General features: G+C 63.9%; 14 protein-coding genes and 1 riboswitch. All 14 genes read left to right on the top strand.

Features of this window, described 5'->3' with window-relative positions:
• The first annotated feature begins 107 nt into the window (after window positions 1-107).
• The 14 genes from murC (at window position 108) to AC6JBC_RS10610 (ending at window position 16,259) form a co-directional block, all read left to right on the top strand.
• Window positions 108-1,529, top strand: a complete 1,422-nt coding sequence (gene murC, locus AC6JBC_RS10675; RefSeq protein ID WP_498024198.1) for a UDP-N-acetylmuramate--L-alanine ligase — start codon at window positions 108-110, stop codon at window positions 1,527-1,529.
• 49 nt (window positions 1,530-1,578) lie between these two features.
• A complete protein-coding gene (gene murB / locus AC6JBC_RS10670; RefSeq protein ID WP_498026053.1) occupies window positions 1,579-2,469 on the top strand; it encodes a UDP-N-acetylmuramate dehydrogenase in 891 nt (296 codons plus the stop codon).
• Between the two features lie 115 nt (window positions 2,470-2,584).
• Window positions 2,585-3,544 (top strand): D-alanine--D-alanine ligase, encoded by a 960-nt coding sequence (locus AC6JBC_RS10665; RefSeq protein ID WP_498024196.1) that lies wholly within the window; start codon window positions 2,585-2,587, stop codon window positions 3,542-3,544.
• Window positions 3,537-4,475 carry a cell division protein FtsQ/DivIB gene (locus AC6JBC_RS10660; RefSeq protein WP_464791727.1) on the top strand — a complete coding sequence of 313 codons (939 nt, stop codon included), beginning with the start codon at window positions 3,537-3,539 and terminating at the stop codon, window positions 4,473-4,475. Before AC6JBC_RS10665 ends, AC6JBC_RS10660 begins: the two co-directional genes overlap by 8 nt.
• A 5-nt stretch (window positions 4,476-4,480) precedes the next feature.
• Window positions 4,481-5,767: a cell division protein FtsA gene (gene ftsA / locus AC6JBC_RS10655; protein ID WP_498024194.1), complete on the top strand. Its 1,287-nt coding sequence runs from the start codon at window positions 4,481-4,483 to the stop codon at window positions 5,765-5,767.
• Window positions 5,768-5,877: 110 nt separating this feature from the next.
• The gene (gene ftsZ / locus AC6JBC_RS10650) at window positions 5,878-7,338 is read left to right on the top strand and encodes a cell division protein FtsZ (RefSeq protein ID WP_498024192.1); all 1,461 of its coding nucleotides are present in this window, start codon (window positions 5,878-5,880) and stop codon (window positions 7,336-7,338) included.
• 120 nt (window positions 7,339-7,458) lie between these two features.
• Window positions 7,459-9,132 (top strand): tetratricopeptide repeat protein, encoded by a 1,674-nt coding sequence (locus AC6JBC_RS10645; RefSeq protein ID WP_498024191.1) that lies wholly within the window; start codon window positions 7,459-7,461, stop codon window positions 9,130-9,132.
• 10 nt (window positions 9,133-9,142) lie between these two features.
• A complete protein-coding gene (locus tag AC6JBC_RS10640) occupies window positions 9,143-10,300 on the top strand; it encodes a deoxyguanosinetriphosphate triphosphohydrolase (protein ID WP_464771944.1) in 1,158 nt (385 codons plus the stop codon).
• A gap of 46 nt (window positions 10,301-10,346) precedes the next feature.
• Window positions 10,347-10,640, top strand: a complete 294-nt coding sequence (locus AC6JBC_RS10635; protein WP_498024190.1) for a hypothetical protein — start codon at window positions 10,347-10,349, stop codon at window positions 10,638-10,640.
• Between the two features lie 67 nt (window positions 10,641-10,707).
• Window positions 10,708-10,807, top strand: a riboswitch (glycine riboswitch).
• A gap of 175 nt (window positions 10,808-10,982) precedes the next feature.
• A complete protein-coding gene (gene gcvT / locus AC6JBC_RS10630) occupies window positions 10,983-12,134 on the top strand; it encodes a glycine cleavage system aminomethyltransferase GcvT (protein WP_498024189.1) in 1,152 nt (383 codons plus the stop codon).
• A 60-nt stretch (window positions 12,135-12,194) separates the two neighbouring features.
• Window positions 12,195-12,566: a glycine cleavage system protein GcvH gene (gcvH, locus tag AC6JBC_RS10625; RefSeq protein WP_498024187.1), complete on the top strand. Its 372-nt coding sequence runs from the start codon at window positions 12,195-12,197 to the stop codon at window positions 12,564-12,566.
• A 122-nt stretch (window positions 12,567-12,688) separates the two neighbouring features.
• A complete protein-coding gene (gcvPA, locus tag AC6JBC_RS10620) occupies window positions 12,689-14,047 on the top strand; it encodes an aminomethyl-transferring glycine dehydrogenase subunit GcvPA (protein ID WP_498024186.1) in 1,359 nt (452 codons plus the stop codon).
• Window positions 14,044-15,615: an aminomethyl-transferring glycine dehydrogenase subunit GcvPB gene (gene gcvPB, locus AC6JBC_RS10615; RefSeq protein WP_498024185.1), complete on the top strand. Its 1,572-nt coding sequence runs from the start codon at window positions 14,044-14,046 to the stop codon at window positions 15,613-15,615. The genes gcvPA and gcvPB overlap by 4 nt, the downstream gene beginning before the upstream one ends.
• The gene (locus AC6JBC_RS10610) at window positions 15,612-16,259 is read left to right on the top strand and encodes a DUF938 domain-containing protein (RefSeq protein ID WP_498024184.1); all 648 of its coding nucleotides are present in this window, start codon (window positions 15,612-15,614) and stop codon (window positions 16,257-16,259) included. The genes gcvPB and AC6JBC_RS10610 overlap by 4 nt, the downstream gene beginning before the upstream one ends.
• Window positions 16,260-16,285: the final 26 nt, after the last annotated feature.

Below are 16,285 nucleotides of genomic sequence, written 5' to 3'. Positions count from 1 at the left end.
AGCGAAGGCTGGGATCTCATTCCTTCTCGCGCCGTCGCTCTCAAGGGGCCGAGAGATTCCAGCTTTCGCTGGAATGACGGTGCTTTTCGCATTCTGGAGATTATCGCATGAAGGGTGTCGGCACCGACATCGGCACGATCCATTTCATCGGCATCGGCGGCATCGGCATGTCCGGTATCGCCGAGGTGATGCATAATTTGGGTTATAAGGTTCAGGGGTCGGACGTGGCGGAAGGCTATGTCGTCGAAGGTTTGCGTAAGAAGGGCATTGACGTGATGATCGGCCACAAGGCCGAAAATCTGGGCGACGCCGCCGTTGTCGTGACCTCCACCGCGATCAAGAAGGGCAACCCCGAAGTCGATCTGGCGCTGGAAAAACGTGTGCCTGTCATTCGCCGCGCAGAAATGCTGGCCGAACTGATGCGGCTCAAATCCACGGTCGCTGTCGCGGGGACCCATGGCAAGACCACCACCACCTCGATGGTCGCGGCGCTGCTCGACGCTGGCGGGGTTGATCCGACCGTCATCAACGGCGGCATCATCAACAGCTATGGCTCCAACGCCCGCCTCGGCAAGAGCGACTGGATGGTGGTCGAGGCCGACGAAAGTGACGGCAGCTTCCTCCGCCTCGACGGCACGCTGGCGGTCGTCACCAACATCGATCCCGAGCATCTCGACCATTATGGCAGCTTCGACAAGGTGAAGGACGCCTTTGTCGAGTTCGTGGAGAATGTACCCTTCTACGGCGCGGCGATGCTCTGCCTCGACCATCCGGAGGTGCAGGCGATCCTGCCGCGCGTGCAGGATCGGCGCATCGTCACCTATGGTTTCTCGGCGCAGGCCGATATTCGCGGCGAAAATGTGCAGCCGATCCCCGGCGGCAACCGCTTCGATGTGCAAATCCGCGAGCGCGACGGTTCGCTTCGCCGCATCGAAGGGGTCGAAATGCCGATGCCCGGCCGTCACAATGTGCTGAACGCCATGGCGGCGATCGGCGTGGCGCTGCAAATGGGCATCGATGATGCGACGATCCAGACCGGCTTTGCGAAGTTCGGCGGGGTGAAGCGCCGTTTCACCAAGGTTGGCGAGATCCCGGCGGGGCAGGGCGTGGCGACCGTCATCGACGATTATGGCCACCACCCCGTGGAGATAAAGGCCGTGCTGGCCGCCGCGCGCGAGGGTGCCAAGGGCCGCGTTATCGCTGTGGTACAGCCCCACCGCTATACCCGCCTTCGCGACCTGATGGATGAATTTCAGCAGGCCTTCAACGACGCCGACCTCGTCTATGCGGCCCCGGTCTATCCGGCGGGCGAGCAGCCGATCGAAGGCGTGGACAGCGCCGAGCTGGTCGCGGGTCTGAAGCGTCGGGGGCATCGACACGCTGCTACGGTCGAGGGCGCCGACGATCTGGCCCGCGTGATCGCTGACGATCTTCAGGCTGATGACATGATCATCTGCCTTGGCGCGGGTGACATCACCAAGTGGGCCGCAGGTTTGGCACCGGCCGTAGCGGCGAAAGAAGCCGCCTGATGAGCGTGCCCCAAACCTTCGTGCTGGGAGCATTGGGTTGACCACGACAGTGGCGCCCCTTCCTTCGGTTCGCGGGTCGCTGAAGGCTGACGCGCCGCTGGCTCCGCTCGTCTGGTTCAAGGCGGGCGGCGTGGCGCAGTGGCTCTTTGAGCCCAAGGATGCCGAGGATTTGGCGGACTTTCTGGCGCATCTCGATCCGGCGATTCCGGTCATGGCGCTTGGTCTTGGCTCCAACCTGATCGTGCGCGATGGCGGCGTTCGGGGCGTTGTCGTGCGTCTGGGCAAGCCCTTCGCGAAGGTGGAGCAGATCGATGCCACCGCGATCCGCTGTGGGGGAGGGGCATCGGGCATCCTCGTATCTTCGACCGCGCGGGATGCGGGCATTGCGGGGCTTGAGTTTCTGCGCTCGATCCCTGGCACGGTGGGCGGTTTCGTGCGAATGAATGGCGGTGCCTACGGCCGTGAAACCTGCAACATTCTGGTCGAGTGCGACGTAGTGCTGCGCTCCGGCGATCGCGTGACGCTCCCGCTCGACGCGTTGGGCTATACTTATCGCCACAGTAGCCTGCCCGAAGGCGCGGTGGTGGTAAGCGCCGTGTTCCGGGGTGTTCCCGGTGATCCTCCCGCTATTCAGGCCGAAATGGATCGCATCGCGGCAGCGCGCGAGGAAAGCCAGCCGCTCCGCAGCAAGACCGGCGGATCGACCTTCAAGAATCCGGATGGTCACAAGGCCTGGGCATTGGTCGATGAGGCGGGCTGCCGGGGACTGCAATTGGGTGGCGCTCAGGTTTCGGAAAAGCATACCAACTTCCTCCTCAACCTTGGCGATGCCACCAGCGCGGACATCGAGGCGCTGGGAGAGGAAGTGCGCCGCCGGGTGAAGGCAAAGAGCGGCGTCGAGCTTGAATGGGAAATCCAGCGCGTGGGGGTGAAGAAGTGATCCTCTTCACCCTGTCGTCATCCCAGCGGAAGCTGGGATCTCCCTGCACCGGCACGCATCATGAGATCCCAGCTTCCACTGGGATGACGAATATATTTGTTCTGGAGTTCTACAAATGACCCGTGGCCCCTGGCACGTCGCCGTTCTGATGGGAGGCTGGTCCGCCGAGCGTCCGGTTTCGCTGATGAGCGGCGAGGGCGTCGCCAAAGCGCTGGAATCGCGCGGGCATAAGGTCACGCGGATCGACATGGACCACAATGTCGCCGCCCGTCTCGCGGAAGCCAAAGCAGATGTCGTTTTCAACGCGCTCCACGGCGTTCCGGGGGAGGATGGCACGGTACAGGGCATGATGGACCTGATGGGCCTCACCTACACCCATTCGGGCCTTGCCACCTCCGTCATCGCGATCGACAAGCAACTGACCAAGCAGGCGCTGGTGCCCCACGGCATCCCGATGCCCGGCGGCCACATCGTCGACAGCGCCAGCCTGTTCGAAGCCGATCCCCTGCCGCGCCCCTATGTGGTGAAGCCTGTCAATGAGGGCAGCTCCGTCGGCGTCGCCATCGTGACGCAGGACGGCAATTACGGGTCGCCCATCGGCCGTGATGTGGAAGGCCCCTGGCAGCATTTCGATCAACTGCTCGCGGAGCCCTATATTCGCGGCCGGGAACTGACGACCGCAGTGCTAGGCGATGAGGCCCTGCTGGTGACTGAACTGCGTCCCAAGAGTGGCTTCTACGATTTCGATGCCAAATATACCGACGGCATGACCGAACACGTCTGCCCGGCCGAAATTCCGAACGACATCGGCGAAGCGTGCAAGGCCATCGCCCTGCGCGCGCATCAGCTTCTGGGCTGCAAGGGCGCTTCGCGTTCGGATTTCCGCTGGGACGATACGCAGGGGGTCGAGGGGCTCTACTTGCTGGAGGTAAACACCCAGCCCGGCATGACGCCGCTCAGTCTTGTGCCAGAGCAGGCTGCGAAACTGGGCATTGACTATGCCGAGCTGGTCGAGCGTATTGTCGAGGATGCGCTGATGCAGAAACAGGGCGCTAAGGGGGCAGGGCATGGCTGAAGCACGCATCCGGCGGGGAAGCACGGCGCGTCTGACGGGTGCGGGTGGACCTCGCGGCCGTAATGGATCGGGCCGGGGCAAGCCGGGCAAGCGTCGTTCCTGGTTTGGTCGCATGCTTCATGCACTTCCAGTCAGCGAAGACACGCTGCAACGCATGGCGAGTTGGGCCATCGTGGGCATCGTCGTCGCCGCCGTCGGTGGCATCGCCATGCTGCTGGGCGTGCCCGCAATGGCCGGACAGAAGGCGGCGGAGGTTGCAGCCAACGCCGGTTTCGAAGTGCAGAAGGTAGAAGTGCGCGGCGTCGAGCGCATGGACGAGCTGCCGGTCTATAATATCGCGCTCGGCCAGGTGGACCGCTCCATGCTGTCGCTCGACCTGCCCAAGGTCCGCGACGAAATGCTGAAGCTCGGCTGGGTCAAGGATGCGCGCATTTCGCGGCGCCTGCCGGACACGCTGGTGGTCGATATCGTGGAGCGTGACCCGGTTGCTGTGTGGCAGCATGATGGGCAGCTGCACCTGATCGACGTTCAGGGCGTGGTGCTTCAATCCGTGTCTACGGATGCGATGCCGGACCTGCCGTTGGTCGTCGGCCCCGATGCCAATCGCCAGACTGCCGGCCTCAACAAGCTCATGGAAAATGCGCCCGCGCTGAAGCCCATGCTGGCCGGTGCGACCTGGGTTGGGAACCGCCGCTGGGATTTGCGCTTTCAGTCCGGCGAAACCCTTTCGCTGCCTGAAGGAGACAGGGCCTCTGCGACCGCGCTCGTTAATTTCGCGCGCATGGACGGCGTCAACCGCCTGCTGGGTCGAGGCATCGTGAAGTTCGACATGCGCGACCCGGATCGCTTCATCCTGCGCCTGCCGCAGAACCAGGTGAGCGATAAAGCCGAAGTCAATGCGCCCGCCGCGCCTCAGGGCGAGGAAGGCTGACGCGCATGGCCCAGCCCAAGGTCGATAAACTCGTCACCGCGATCGACATCGGATCGTGGAAGGTTTCCGCGCTCATCGCTGGCCGGACCGAAACGGGTGAACTCGCGATATTGGGCACGGGCCAACGGGAAAGCCGTGGCGTCCGGCGAGGCTTCATCGCCGACATGGAGCGCACCGAACTGGCCGTGCGTGAAACGGTCGAGCAGGCGGAGCGCGTCGCGGGCACCAACATCGAGGATGTGTGGGTCAGCTTCTCTGGCGGGAGCCTCGTCAGCGATGTTGTGACGGTCGAGCGCGACATGGGCGGCTATCGCGTAGAGCAGCCCGATATCGACGATCTGCTCGCGACGGGCCAGCAGGGGATCGACCCCGATGGGCGGGTTGTCCTTCATGCCCAGCCCACTTGCTTCACGATCAATGGCAAGGTGCCGGTCAAGAAGCCGCTTGGCATGCATGCAGACCTGCTGGGCGTCGATATCCATGTCGTGCTGGCCGATGGGGCGCCGCTCGCCAATCTCGACCTGTGCGTGCGCGGGGCCTATCTCAACGTAAATTCGATTGTCGCTTCGCCGATCGCGACCGGCCTTGCCTGCCTTTCGGAAGAGGAAAGAGATCTGGGCGTCGCGCTGGTGGAATTGGGCGCGGGGGTCACCAATGTTTCCCTCTATGCGGGCGGAATGCTGGTTGGCCTGCACAGCATCCCGATCGGCGCTTCGGACATTACCGATGATATCGCCTCCGCCTTCGGCATTCGCCGCAGCCAGGCCGAGCGGATCAAATGTTTCTACGGTTCGGCCATGCAGAACCGCCGCGATTTTCGGGAGATGATTGAGATCGCGGCGCCTCATGGCGATGTCGCCGTGCCGGGGCAGAGCGCTGGCCCGAATGCGGACGGCGGCAAGATCACGCGGGCCGCGCTGGTCGCCGTCATCTGCGAACGGTTGAACCAGCTGATGACGGAAATCAACGCGGCGCTCGCGGGTATGGGCTTCAATACGCCGACCGGACGCCAGGTCGTGCTGACCGGTGGCGGTGCGGAAATGAAGGGCATTGCCGACTATGCACAGGGTGCGCTCGGCCGTGCCGTCCGGATCGGCAGGCCGCGCGGCCTGGCTGCGCTGCCGGAAGCGCATAGCGGCCCTGCCTTCGCAACGCTTGCGGGTCTGGCGCTTTACGGCGCATCAAACCCGGTTGATCTTAGAACGATAGCGCCTGCGCCCCAGACCGTTCATCGTATCAATGCGCCGCTATGGTGGCAGCGGATGGTGCGGGCGATGAAGACAAACTATTGAATAAATCTAAAGCCAGACGAACTTTGCTAGTGAAATACGCTATTTTCTGTTGCATTAACTTTCGATGACAGTTTCGCTCATGTCGCCGAAGCTGGAGGGAGCTAGAATTTATGAGCATTGAGATCAGCCCACCGCATGTGGACGAGTTGAAGCCTCGCATCGCGGTGATCGGCGTAGGCGGCGCGGGCGGTAACGCCATCGCGAACATGATCGCCGCGTCGGTTGAGGGCGTGGATTTCATCGTCGCCAACACCGACGCGCAGGCACTGAACGCCTCGCCCGCCGAGCGCCGTATTCAGCTTGGCCCGCAGATCACCGAAGGTCTGGGCGCAGGATCGCGTCCGGAGATCGGCAAGGCGGCGGCTGAGGAAACCATCGTCTCGGTCGAAGAGGCGCTGAACGGCGCGCATATGTGCTTCATCGCCGCCGGCATGGGCGGTGGCACCGGGACCGGCGCTGCGCCCGTTATCGCCAAGGCGGCGCGCGACAAAGGCATCCTGACCGTCGGCGTGGTGACCAAGCCCTTCACCTTCGAGGGCAATCGCCGCATGAAGTCGGCCGAGAGCGGCATCGAGGAACTGCAAAAGCATGTCGATACCCTCATCGTCATTCCGAACCAGAACCTGTTCCTGATCGCGAACCCGAACACCACCTTCAAGGAAGCCTTCCAGATGGCTGACGAGGTGTTGCAGCAGGGCGTTCGCGGCATCACCGACCTCATGGTCATGCCGGGCCTCATCAACCTCGACTTCGCTGACGTCCGTTCCGTGATGGGCGAGATGGGCAAGGCGATGATGGGCACCGGCGAAGCCGAAGGCGACGGCCGTGCGCTTCAGGCGGCGGAAAAGGCGATCGCCAACCCGCTGCTCGACGGCGTGTCGATGCGCGGCGCGAAGGGCGTGATCGTTTCCATCGTGGGTGGCGACGACATGCGCCTGATGGAAGTCGACGAAGCCGCCAACCATATTCGCGAACTGGTTGATCCGGACGCGAACATCATCTGGGGTTCGGCCTTCAATGATGGTCTCAACGGCAAGATTCGCGTTTCGGTTGTTGCCACCGGCATCGATAGCGAAGCGACTGGCGGCGCCGCGCCGCTGACCCAGCCGTTCAGCTTCGCCAGCCGCCCGGCTGTCGCCGTTCCTGCCGCAGCGTCGCGTCCGGCTCCGCAGCCTGCTCCGGTTTCAGCCCCCGAAGCCGAGCCCGAAACGCTCGAACTCGATGTGCCTGCCGCGCCCGAACCTGCGCCGATCGCCGCGCCGGTCGAGGAGCGGGCCGCCGCAGCGCCCCGGCCTGCCCCGGCGGCTGCTTCCGCGCGTCCTGCTGCTGTGTTTTCGGACGAGGACCCGTCGCAGGATGAACTTCTGCTCGGCGCAGAGGAAGTCGAAGCACAGTCTGCACCAGCTCCGGCTCCCGCGCCTCAGGCTGCGCCGCGCGCCGCTTCTGGCGGAACCCTGTTCGAACGTATGGCCGGTCTCACGCGAGGGTCCGACAAGAATACCGGACTGAGCGATGATGCCGGATCGACGCCCGACATTCCACGGTTCCTTAACCGTCAAAGCAACCAATAAGACGGCGGTCCACAAGCTGTCTTATATTTTGAAGCGCGCCATCGGCTGCATCGGGCGGTCGGGCGCGCTTTATCTTTCGGTAAATTTCCCATTCACGCATTGATCCGGTAAAGGGCTAGTGTGAAACGCTCAGCTTTATGGATCCTTGGCGGCCTGCTCCTGACGGGAACCGCCCAGGCACAGCCCGCTCAGATTCAGTCGATCAGGCCGTCAGGCGCTGAAAATCTCAGCCGGAACCTGTCTCGCCTTGCATCCAACCCCCGCGACGTCGATGCGCTGGTCGGCGCGGGTGAGGCTGCGATCGAGATGGATGATATGCGCGCGGCGGCGGGCTTCTTCTCGCGTGCCGATGCGATCCAGCCGAATAATGGGCGAGTGAAGACCGGGCTTGGCCGGGCCGCGCTCAAGGCGCAAAATCCCGCCGAAGCCTTGCGCCTGTTCGATCAGGCTACCCGTCTCGGCTACGGCGAGGCAACGCTGATGGCGGATCGTGGCCTCGCGCGGGACATGACCGGCGACCAGGCCGGGGCTCAGCGCGATTATCAGGCCGCGCTCAAGCGTGTCCCTGACGATGCCGAACTCATCTATCGCTATGCCGCGTCTTTGGGCATTTCGGGTCAGGTCGATGCGGCCGAAAAGGCGCTCCAGCCGCTGCTGTACAAGGGAGACCGTGCCGCGTGGCGATACCGCGCGTTCATCCTGGCGATGAACAACAAGCAGGCCGAGGCGCGAAAGATCGCCAGCCAGACTCTGCCCGCGCAACTTGCCGCTGCCTTGGCGCCCTATATGGAGAAGATGCCCTATCTCACCCCGGCGCAGAAAGCGGCGGCGGTGCATTTCGGTCACTTCCCGACCAATGTGGGGACGTCGCTGGCGGCTGCGACGAACAGACCTTCCGCGCCTACAGTGACCCCGGCTCCAGTTCAGGCAGCGCCCCCGGCCTCCGCGCAGCCCACCACCTCGGCGACGCGCCCGCAACTGCCACAGCCAACCCGGCCTTCGATAGCAGCCACGCCAGCGCCATCCGCTCGTCCAGTTCCTGCCAGCCCCGCGCCCTCCACGTTCGCGCAGACCTCAACTGAAACACGCGCTGCACAGGTACAGGGGCCGCCCGCTTCAATTCAGGATACCACCCCGCGCCCGGCCGCTCCGCTACCCGCGTCTCACAGCCAGCCCAGCGCCCCAGCGCAAGCAGCCGTTCCAGCGTCGCAGCAGACCGCCGCCGCCCCCGTCCAGCGCCAGCAGCCCGATCCGCAAGCGACCCGGACGTTGGCCGACATCATCCATGCCATCGACGTCCCCGACTCCGAACGCCAAACGAGTGTAGCCGCTGTCGACCTGTCCGAGATCGAAGCGCTTCAGGCCGCTCGCCGCGCGGAACGTCAAGCCGCCGCCGACAAGGCGAAGAAGGCGGCCACGACGGCCAGGGAAAAGGCCGACGCAGCAGCCAAGGCCAAAGCGAAAGCCGAAGCTGACGCCAAGGCGAAGAAAGCCGCCGAGGAAAAGGCGCGGCTCGCCGCCAATCCATCGCGCAACTGGGTGCAGATCGGCACGGGTGCCAATCGCAATGCACTGGGCTTCACGCTCAAGGCTCTTCGCCGGAAATATGACACTGTTGCGCCGCAGGACGGCTGGGTCGCCAGTTGGGGCCGCACCAACCGCCTGCTCATAGGTCCCTTCGCCAGCTTCACGCGCGCCAAGACGGTGGAAGCGAAGCTGAAGTCCGCCGGTGCCGATGCCTTCGCCTGGCAAAGCGACGCGGGCGAGGTGGTCGAACAGCTCGGAGGCAAGTAAGGGCGCCCGGATGACGACGCTCGCCCCCTATGCCTCGCACCCCGCCCGAAGCCGTGGCCGCCTGCACCCCGAAGCGGGAGGCGAGACGCGTGGTCCCCGTGACATCTTCCAGCGCGACCGCGATCGCATCATCCATTCCATCGCTTTCCGCAGGTTGCGGCACAAGACGCAGGTGTTCGTGTCGCCCGATGGCGATCATTTCCGCGTCCGCCTGACTCACAGTCTGGAGGTCGCGCAGATCGGCCGCACCACAGCGCGCACTCTGGGCCTGAATGAAGACCTCACCGAGGCACTCTGCCTTGCTCACGACATCGGCCACCCGCCCTTTGGCCATGCGGGCGAAGACGCGTTGGAAGCGGCGCTGGATGATCATGGCGGTTTCGATCACAACGCGCACACCCTGCGCACGCTCATGCTGCTTGAATCGCCTTATCCCTGTTTTCAGGGGCTTAATCTCAGTTGGGAGATGCTGGAGGGCCTCGCAAAGCATAATGGTCCCGTCGATCATCCCGGCTGGGCGATGCGGGAAGTCGATGCGCTCTTTCCGCTGGAGCTATCCTCTCACGCCTCGCTGGAGGCGCAGCTGGCGGCCATCGCCGACGATATCGCCTATGACAATCACGACATTGACGATGGCCTGCGCGCTGGCCTGCTGACGCTGGATCAGCTGCTTGCCGTACCCGTCGTCAAACATTGCTGGGACCGGGTGCGCGCCCGCTATCCGGACATCCCACAGGATCGCCTGCTTCGTGAACTGGTGCGTGAACAGATTGGCCTCATGGCGAACGATCTCATCGCTTCCACCCGGCGGAACATCGCTGAGGCCCGCGTAGAAACGGTCGAGGATGTGCGATCCGCCGGACGCCCTCTGGTCTGCTTCTCGCCTGAACTCGCGGCGCAGGAACGCGACCTGAAGCGATTCATGTACGCGTCGCTCTATCACCATCCATCGCAACTCGCCGCCGCGAACCGTGCGCGGATCATTGTGCGCGACCTGTTCCGGGCCTATCAGCAGCAACCGGAACTCATGCCATCCGAATGGCAGGACGATCGCCTGCTGAATGAGCCGGGTCGCAGCAGGCATATCGGCGACTTCATCGCGGGCATGACCGATCGCTATGCGGAAAAGCGCCACGCGGAAATTTTCGGAGAGATGGCTCTCGCCTGAAGCGACGGTTGCGCTCGCCCTGAACGCGCCCTAGCCTTCGCCCAACATGGCCCTTCACCCACAGATCGCCGCGCTCGCCGCCGGTTTGGAAGACCTCGCCGCATTCCTGCGCAGCCGGGGCGATCGTAAATGGTCGGGCCGGGTAGAGTTGTGCGCCCATCTCGTGGCTGATTCCAACTTCACCGGGATCGAGCATTTCCTGCGCCTTTTCGAGGGCGAGGAAAGTTTTGGCCAGCTAATTCTTGGTGATCCTGCGGCCGATGCCCGGCTGGATGAACTGCGCAAGATGACGCGCACCCTCGCCGATCGGTTGGCGAGGGAAGAACGGGCAGCCGATTGAGCAATTGACGCCGCCTCCCATTTCCCGCAATGCGAGAGGGTCACCGGCGCCCGATAGATTCGGCACCGGACATGATGCGGGAGAGCATGGGAAGCCTTTCAGGCCACCCCGTCGCCGAAGGAGCAACCGCCCCGGAATCTCTCAGGCCAAAGGACCGCATCATGGGCAGGCACTCTGGAAAGCGGACGGGTTATTCCGTCCCACCGAAGGGGTAAGCCATCCGGTCGCTGGGCCGGTGGTCAAAGCTCTCAGGTTCCGTGACAGAGGGGGTGGCAGACGCCGGGATTCCGACTCCGGATCATTATGTCTGTCGCCATGAACCCTGCACGAAAGGCCGCTCTCATGTCCGGCAATGACGACATCGCCCATATCGAAGAAGAATTGCCGCTGCAGGATTTGCCGCTCGACGCCTGGCATCGCGCCAAGGGCGCGCGCATGGTGGGCTTTGCGGGCTATCATATGCCCATCCAATATGAAGGCATCATGGCCGAACATGCCTGGACCCGCGAGCATGCCGGACTGTTCGACGTCAGTCATATGGGTCAGCTCACCTTTTCCGGTGAAGGCGTTGACGAGGCGCTGGAGCATTTACTGCCCAGCGACATCAAGGGGCTGAAGCCCTTTCGGCAGCGTTACTCGATGCTGCTTGATCAAGAGGGCGGCATCCTCGACGATCTCATGGTCTCGCGCCTTGGTGCGGAGGCGTTTGACGGCGCGGACATCTATATGGTCGCCAATGGCGCGACCAAATATGACGATATGGGCTGGATGATCGAACATCTGCCTGATGAGGTCGTCATGAACCATATGGACGAGCAGGCGCTGCTCGCCCTGCAAGGTCCTGAAGCGGGTGAGGCGCTGGCCAGCCTGATCCCTGGCACCGCCGACCTCCTTTTCATGCAATCTGGCCTTTTCAACTGGCGCGGCGTTCCGCTGTGGGTCAGCCGTTCCGGTTATACCGGCGAAGACGGGTTCGAAATCAGCATATCCGCCGCTGACGTCGCGCTGCTGGCCGATGCGCTATGCGCCTTGCCGCAGGTAAAGCCGATCGGGCTGGGCGCGCGCGATTCGCTTCGGCTTGAGGCTGGGCTTCCTCTTTACGGCCACGACCTGACGCCTGCTGTCAGCACCATTGGCGCTGATCTTGGCTTTGCCATCCAGAAGCGCCGCCGGGAGGAGGGCGGCTTCATCGGTCATGCGCGCGTGATGAAGGAACTGGCCGACGGGCCGGGGGCCAAGCGCGTGGGTATGAAGATCGAAGGCCGACTACCCGCCCGCGAAGGGGCGCCCATCTTCGCCGATGGTATCAAGGTGGGAGAGGTGACCTCTGGCGGCTTTGCGCCGACCGTAGGCGCTCCTATCGCCATGGGCTGGGTCAGCTTGCCGCACAGCGCCATCGACACCGCGCTGGAAATCGAAGTGCGCGGCAAGCGCATCGCCGCCACCGTGGCGCCCATGCCGTTCGTCCCGCACCGTTACCGCCGCAAGGCCTGAATTTCCTGATTTTTTGTTGGTCGTGATTTTCAAGTAAATCACTCCGAGGGGAGCAGTAAAATGAGCCGTTATTTCACCGACGAACATGAATGGATCGACGTAGAGGGCGAGATCGCCACTGTCGGCATCACCGATTATGCGCAGGAGCAGTTGGGCGACATCGTGTTCGTCGAACTGCCTGCTGAGGGCGCAACCTTCGAAAAGGGCGACGACGCCGCCGTCGTTGAATCCGTCAAGGCCGCTTCGGACGTCTATGCGCCGATTTCCGGCGAGGTGGTCGAAGCAAATGGCGCGCTGGAGGAAGAACCCGCCCTGGTGAACAGCGACGCCGAAGAGGATGGCTGGTTCTTCAAGCTACGCATCGCCGACGCCAGCGAGTTGGATGGCCTGATGAACGAAGCCGCCTACAAGAAGTTCGTGGCCTCGCTTTGAGAAACAAATAGCCCCTCCCCTTCAGGGGAGGGGTTGGGGTGGGGATCGCCCAACGCACTGTGCCCGGCGGTAAGCCCCCACCCCCGGCCCCTCCCCTGAAGGGGAGGGGAGAGGAGATATGAATGCGCTACCTACCCCTTACCGACACCGACCGGCAGGACATGCTGTCCGTCATCGGCGCGTCTTCGGTCGATGACCTGTTCGTGGACGTGCCCGTCGAGGCCCGCCTTTCCGGCAAGATCGCGGGATTGCCCGATCATGCCAGCGAATTGGCGGTTGAGCGCCACATGGCGGCCCTCGCGCGGAAGAATCTGTCGGCGGGGGAGGCGCCTTTCTTCCTCGGCGCGGGCGCATACCGACATCATGTTCCCGCCAGTGTTGATCATCTGATCCAGCGCGGCGAGTTCCTGACCGCCTACACGCCTTACCAGCCCGAAATCGCGCAGGGCACATTGCAGGTGCTGTTCGAATTCCAGACCCAGGTGGCGCGTCTGCTTGGCTGCGACGTCGCCAACGCGTCCATGTATGACGGCTCCACCGCCTGCTGGGAGGCGATCGGCATGGCCCGCCGCATCACCAAGCGCGGCAAGGCGATCCTGTCGTCGGGCTTGCATCCCCATTATGTCTCGGTCGCGAACACCATGGCGAAGTTTACTGGCGACGCGCTGGTGCATGAAGCACCGAGGCTCGAAGCCGCCACCGATATCGATGTGCTGATCGCCGGGATCGACAAGGATACCTCCTGCGTGGTCGTCCAATATCCCGACATTCTCGGCCGCATCGCTGACCTGACCCCGCTCGCCGACGCCGCTCATGAAGCAGGCGCGTTGCTGGTCGCGGTCGTGACCGAGCCGGTAGCGCTGGGCGCAATTCGCGCGCCGGGTCATATGGGCGCGGACATCGTCGTGGGCGAAGGCCAGTCGATCGGCGTCGGCTTGCAATTTGGCGGCCCCTATCTCGGCCTCTTCGCGTGCAAGCAGAAATATGTCCGCCAGATGCCCGGTCGCCTTTGTGGCGAGACGGTGGACGCGGCGGGCAATCGCGGTTTCGTACTCACCCTCTCAACCCGCGAGCAGCATATCCGCCGTGAGAAGGCGACATCGAACATCTGCACCAATTCGGGCCTCTGCGCGCTGGCGTTCAGCATCCATATGACGTTGCTGGGCGAAAAGGGCCTGCGGGACCTCGCGACGCTGAACCATGGCTTCGCCGTTCAGGCGGCCGAGCGTCTGGCCCAGGTGCCAGGCGTCGAGCTGCTCAACGACAGCTTCTTCAACGAGTTCACGCTGGTCCTGTCGAAAGATGCCCGCGATGTCGTCCGCAATCTCGCTGACAAGGGCGTGCTTGGCGGCGTGTCGCTCGGCCGCCTGTTCCCGGATGCGGCGGAGATCGGCAACGGCCTGGTTGTCGCCGTCACAGAGACCGTGACGCCGGAGGATATCGAAACCTTTGCCAAGGCGCTTGAGGAGGAACTGGCATGACCATGCTCAAGGAAGGCCGCCCCACCGCGCCCCAGGCCATCACCGGAGCCGATAGTGCCCCGGTCACTGCCACGGGCAACCGCGCCTTGATGTTGGAAGAAGCGCTGATCTTCGAGATCGGATCGACCGAAACCACCGGCGTTGACTTCGCCGAGGCACCCAAGGTCGCCAGCCGCCTCGGCGATCTCGCCCGCACCGAAAGCATCGGTCTGCCCGGCCTGTCGGAGCAGGAGACGGTGCGCCACTATACCCGCCTCAGCCGCCAGAATTACGCCATCGACCTTGGCCTGTTCCCGCTGGGCAGTTGCACGATGAAGCACAACCCGCGCCTCAATGAAAAAGTCGCGCGGATGCCCGGTTTCGCGGACCTCCACCCGCTTAGCCCCCAGTCGACCGTTCAGGGTGCGCTGGCGGTGATCCATGAACTCGCCGAATGGCTGATCAAGCTGACCGGCATGCACTCGGTCGCGATGAGTCCCAAGGCCGGCGCGCATGGTGAGCTGTGCGGCCTGCTCGCGATCCGCGCCGCGCTCGAAGCCCGTGGCGATGCGCGCAGTGTCATCCTCGTCCCGGAAAGCGCCCACGGCACCAACCCGGCGACGGCAGCCTTCTGCGGTTACAAAGTCGAGGATATTCCCGCGACCCCCGATGGCCGCGTCGATCTGGCGGCTCTCAAGGCGCGCCTCGGCCCGGACGTGGCGGCGGTGATGATCACCAACCCCAACACCTGCGGCCTGTTCGAGCGCGAGATGAAGACCATCTCCGACGCGGTTCACGCCGCCGGAGCCTTCGTCTATTGCGATGGCGCGAACTTCAACGCCATCGTCGGGCGGGTCCGCCCCGGCGACCTGGGCGTCGATGCGATGCACATCAACCTGCACAAGACCTTCTCCACCCCCCATGGCGGCGGCGGTCCCGGCTCCGGCCCGGTGGTGCTCAGCCAGGCGCTCGCCCCCTTCGCGCCGCTGCCCTTCGTCGAGAAGCAGGGCGACAAGTTCGTACTGATCGAGGAAGAAACGGCGGACGAACATCACGCCAGCAGCTTCGGCCGCATGGTCGCCTTCCATGGCCAGATGGGCATGTTCACCCGCGCGCTGACCTATATCCTCAGCCACGGCGCCGACGGCCTGCGGCAGGTCGCGAGCGACGCGGTGCTGAACGCCAACTACATCCTGCGCAGCCTGGACGATGTGCTGGACGCACCGTTCGGGCACAGCGGCCCTTGCATGCATGAAGCGCTGTTTAGCGACAAGGGTCTGGCAGAAGGCTTCACCACGCTCGACATAGCCAAGGGGCTGATCGACGAAGGCTTCCACCCGATGACCATGTATTTCCCGTTGGTCGTCCATGGCGCAATGTTGGTCGAACCCACCGAAACGGAAAGCAAGGCTGCACTCGACCAGTTCATCATGGCGCTGCGCAGCCTTGCCGAACGCGCGAAGGCCGGTGACGAAGCGCTGAAGGGCGCACCCTATTTCGCGCCCCGCCGCCGCCTTGATGAAACGCTTGCTGCGCGCAAGCCAGTCCTTAGCTGGAGCGATCCGGCGCTCGCGGAAGCGGCCGAATGACGGACGGGCCGGAGCCGTGGGAACCCGGCTCCGGTCCCGTGACGTCGGGCAAGCGCCATGCGCCCGCGACGCAGCGTAACCGCGATGGCATCCTCGCGATATTGCGTGAGGCGCTTCCATTTGCGGGCCTGGTGCTGGAGGTGGCGAGCGGCAGCGGCGAACATGCCCGCTATTTCGCGGCGGCGCTGCCCACCCTGGAATGGCAGCCGAGCGACCCCGATCCCGTTGCGCTGGCATCGATCGAGGCATGGCGCGCCGAGGCACTGCTACCGAATCTTCGCGCGCCAATCAGGCTTGATGCCGCCGCCGCATGGCCGGTCACAAAAGCTGACGCGATCCTCTGCATTAACATGACCCATATAAGCCCATGGGCGGCGACCCTTGGCCTGATGGCGGCGGCGGGGAGGGCGCTGCCGCCGGGCGGGCTGCTCTACCTCTATGGGCCATTCATCCGCGATGACGTCGATACCGCGCCCAGCAACCTTGCCTTCGACGCTTCGCTAAGGGCGCGCGATCCGCAATGGGGCTTGCGCCGCGTCGAGGATGTGGCCGCAGCCGCAGCGGAGCGCGGGCTGGCGTTCGACCGGCTTATAGAGATGCCCGCCAACAATCTGTCGCTACTGTTCCGAAGGGCTTCTTCCTGAAAGTCGGCCCGCGCTGACCCTTCGAC

This window comes from Sphingobium sp. RC1 (assembly GCF_059738765.1).
The sequence above is the reverse complement of the archived record's forward strand: the minus strand, read 5'-3'. Positions and strand labels throughout refer to the sequence as shown.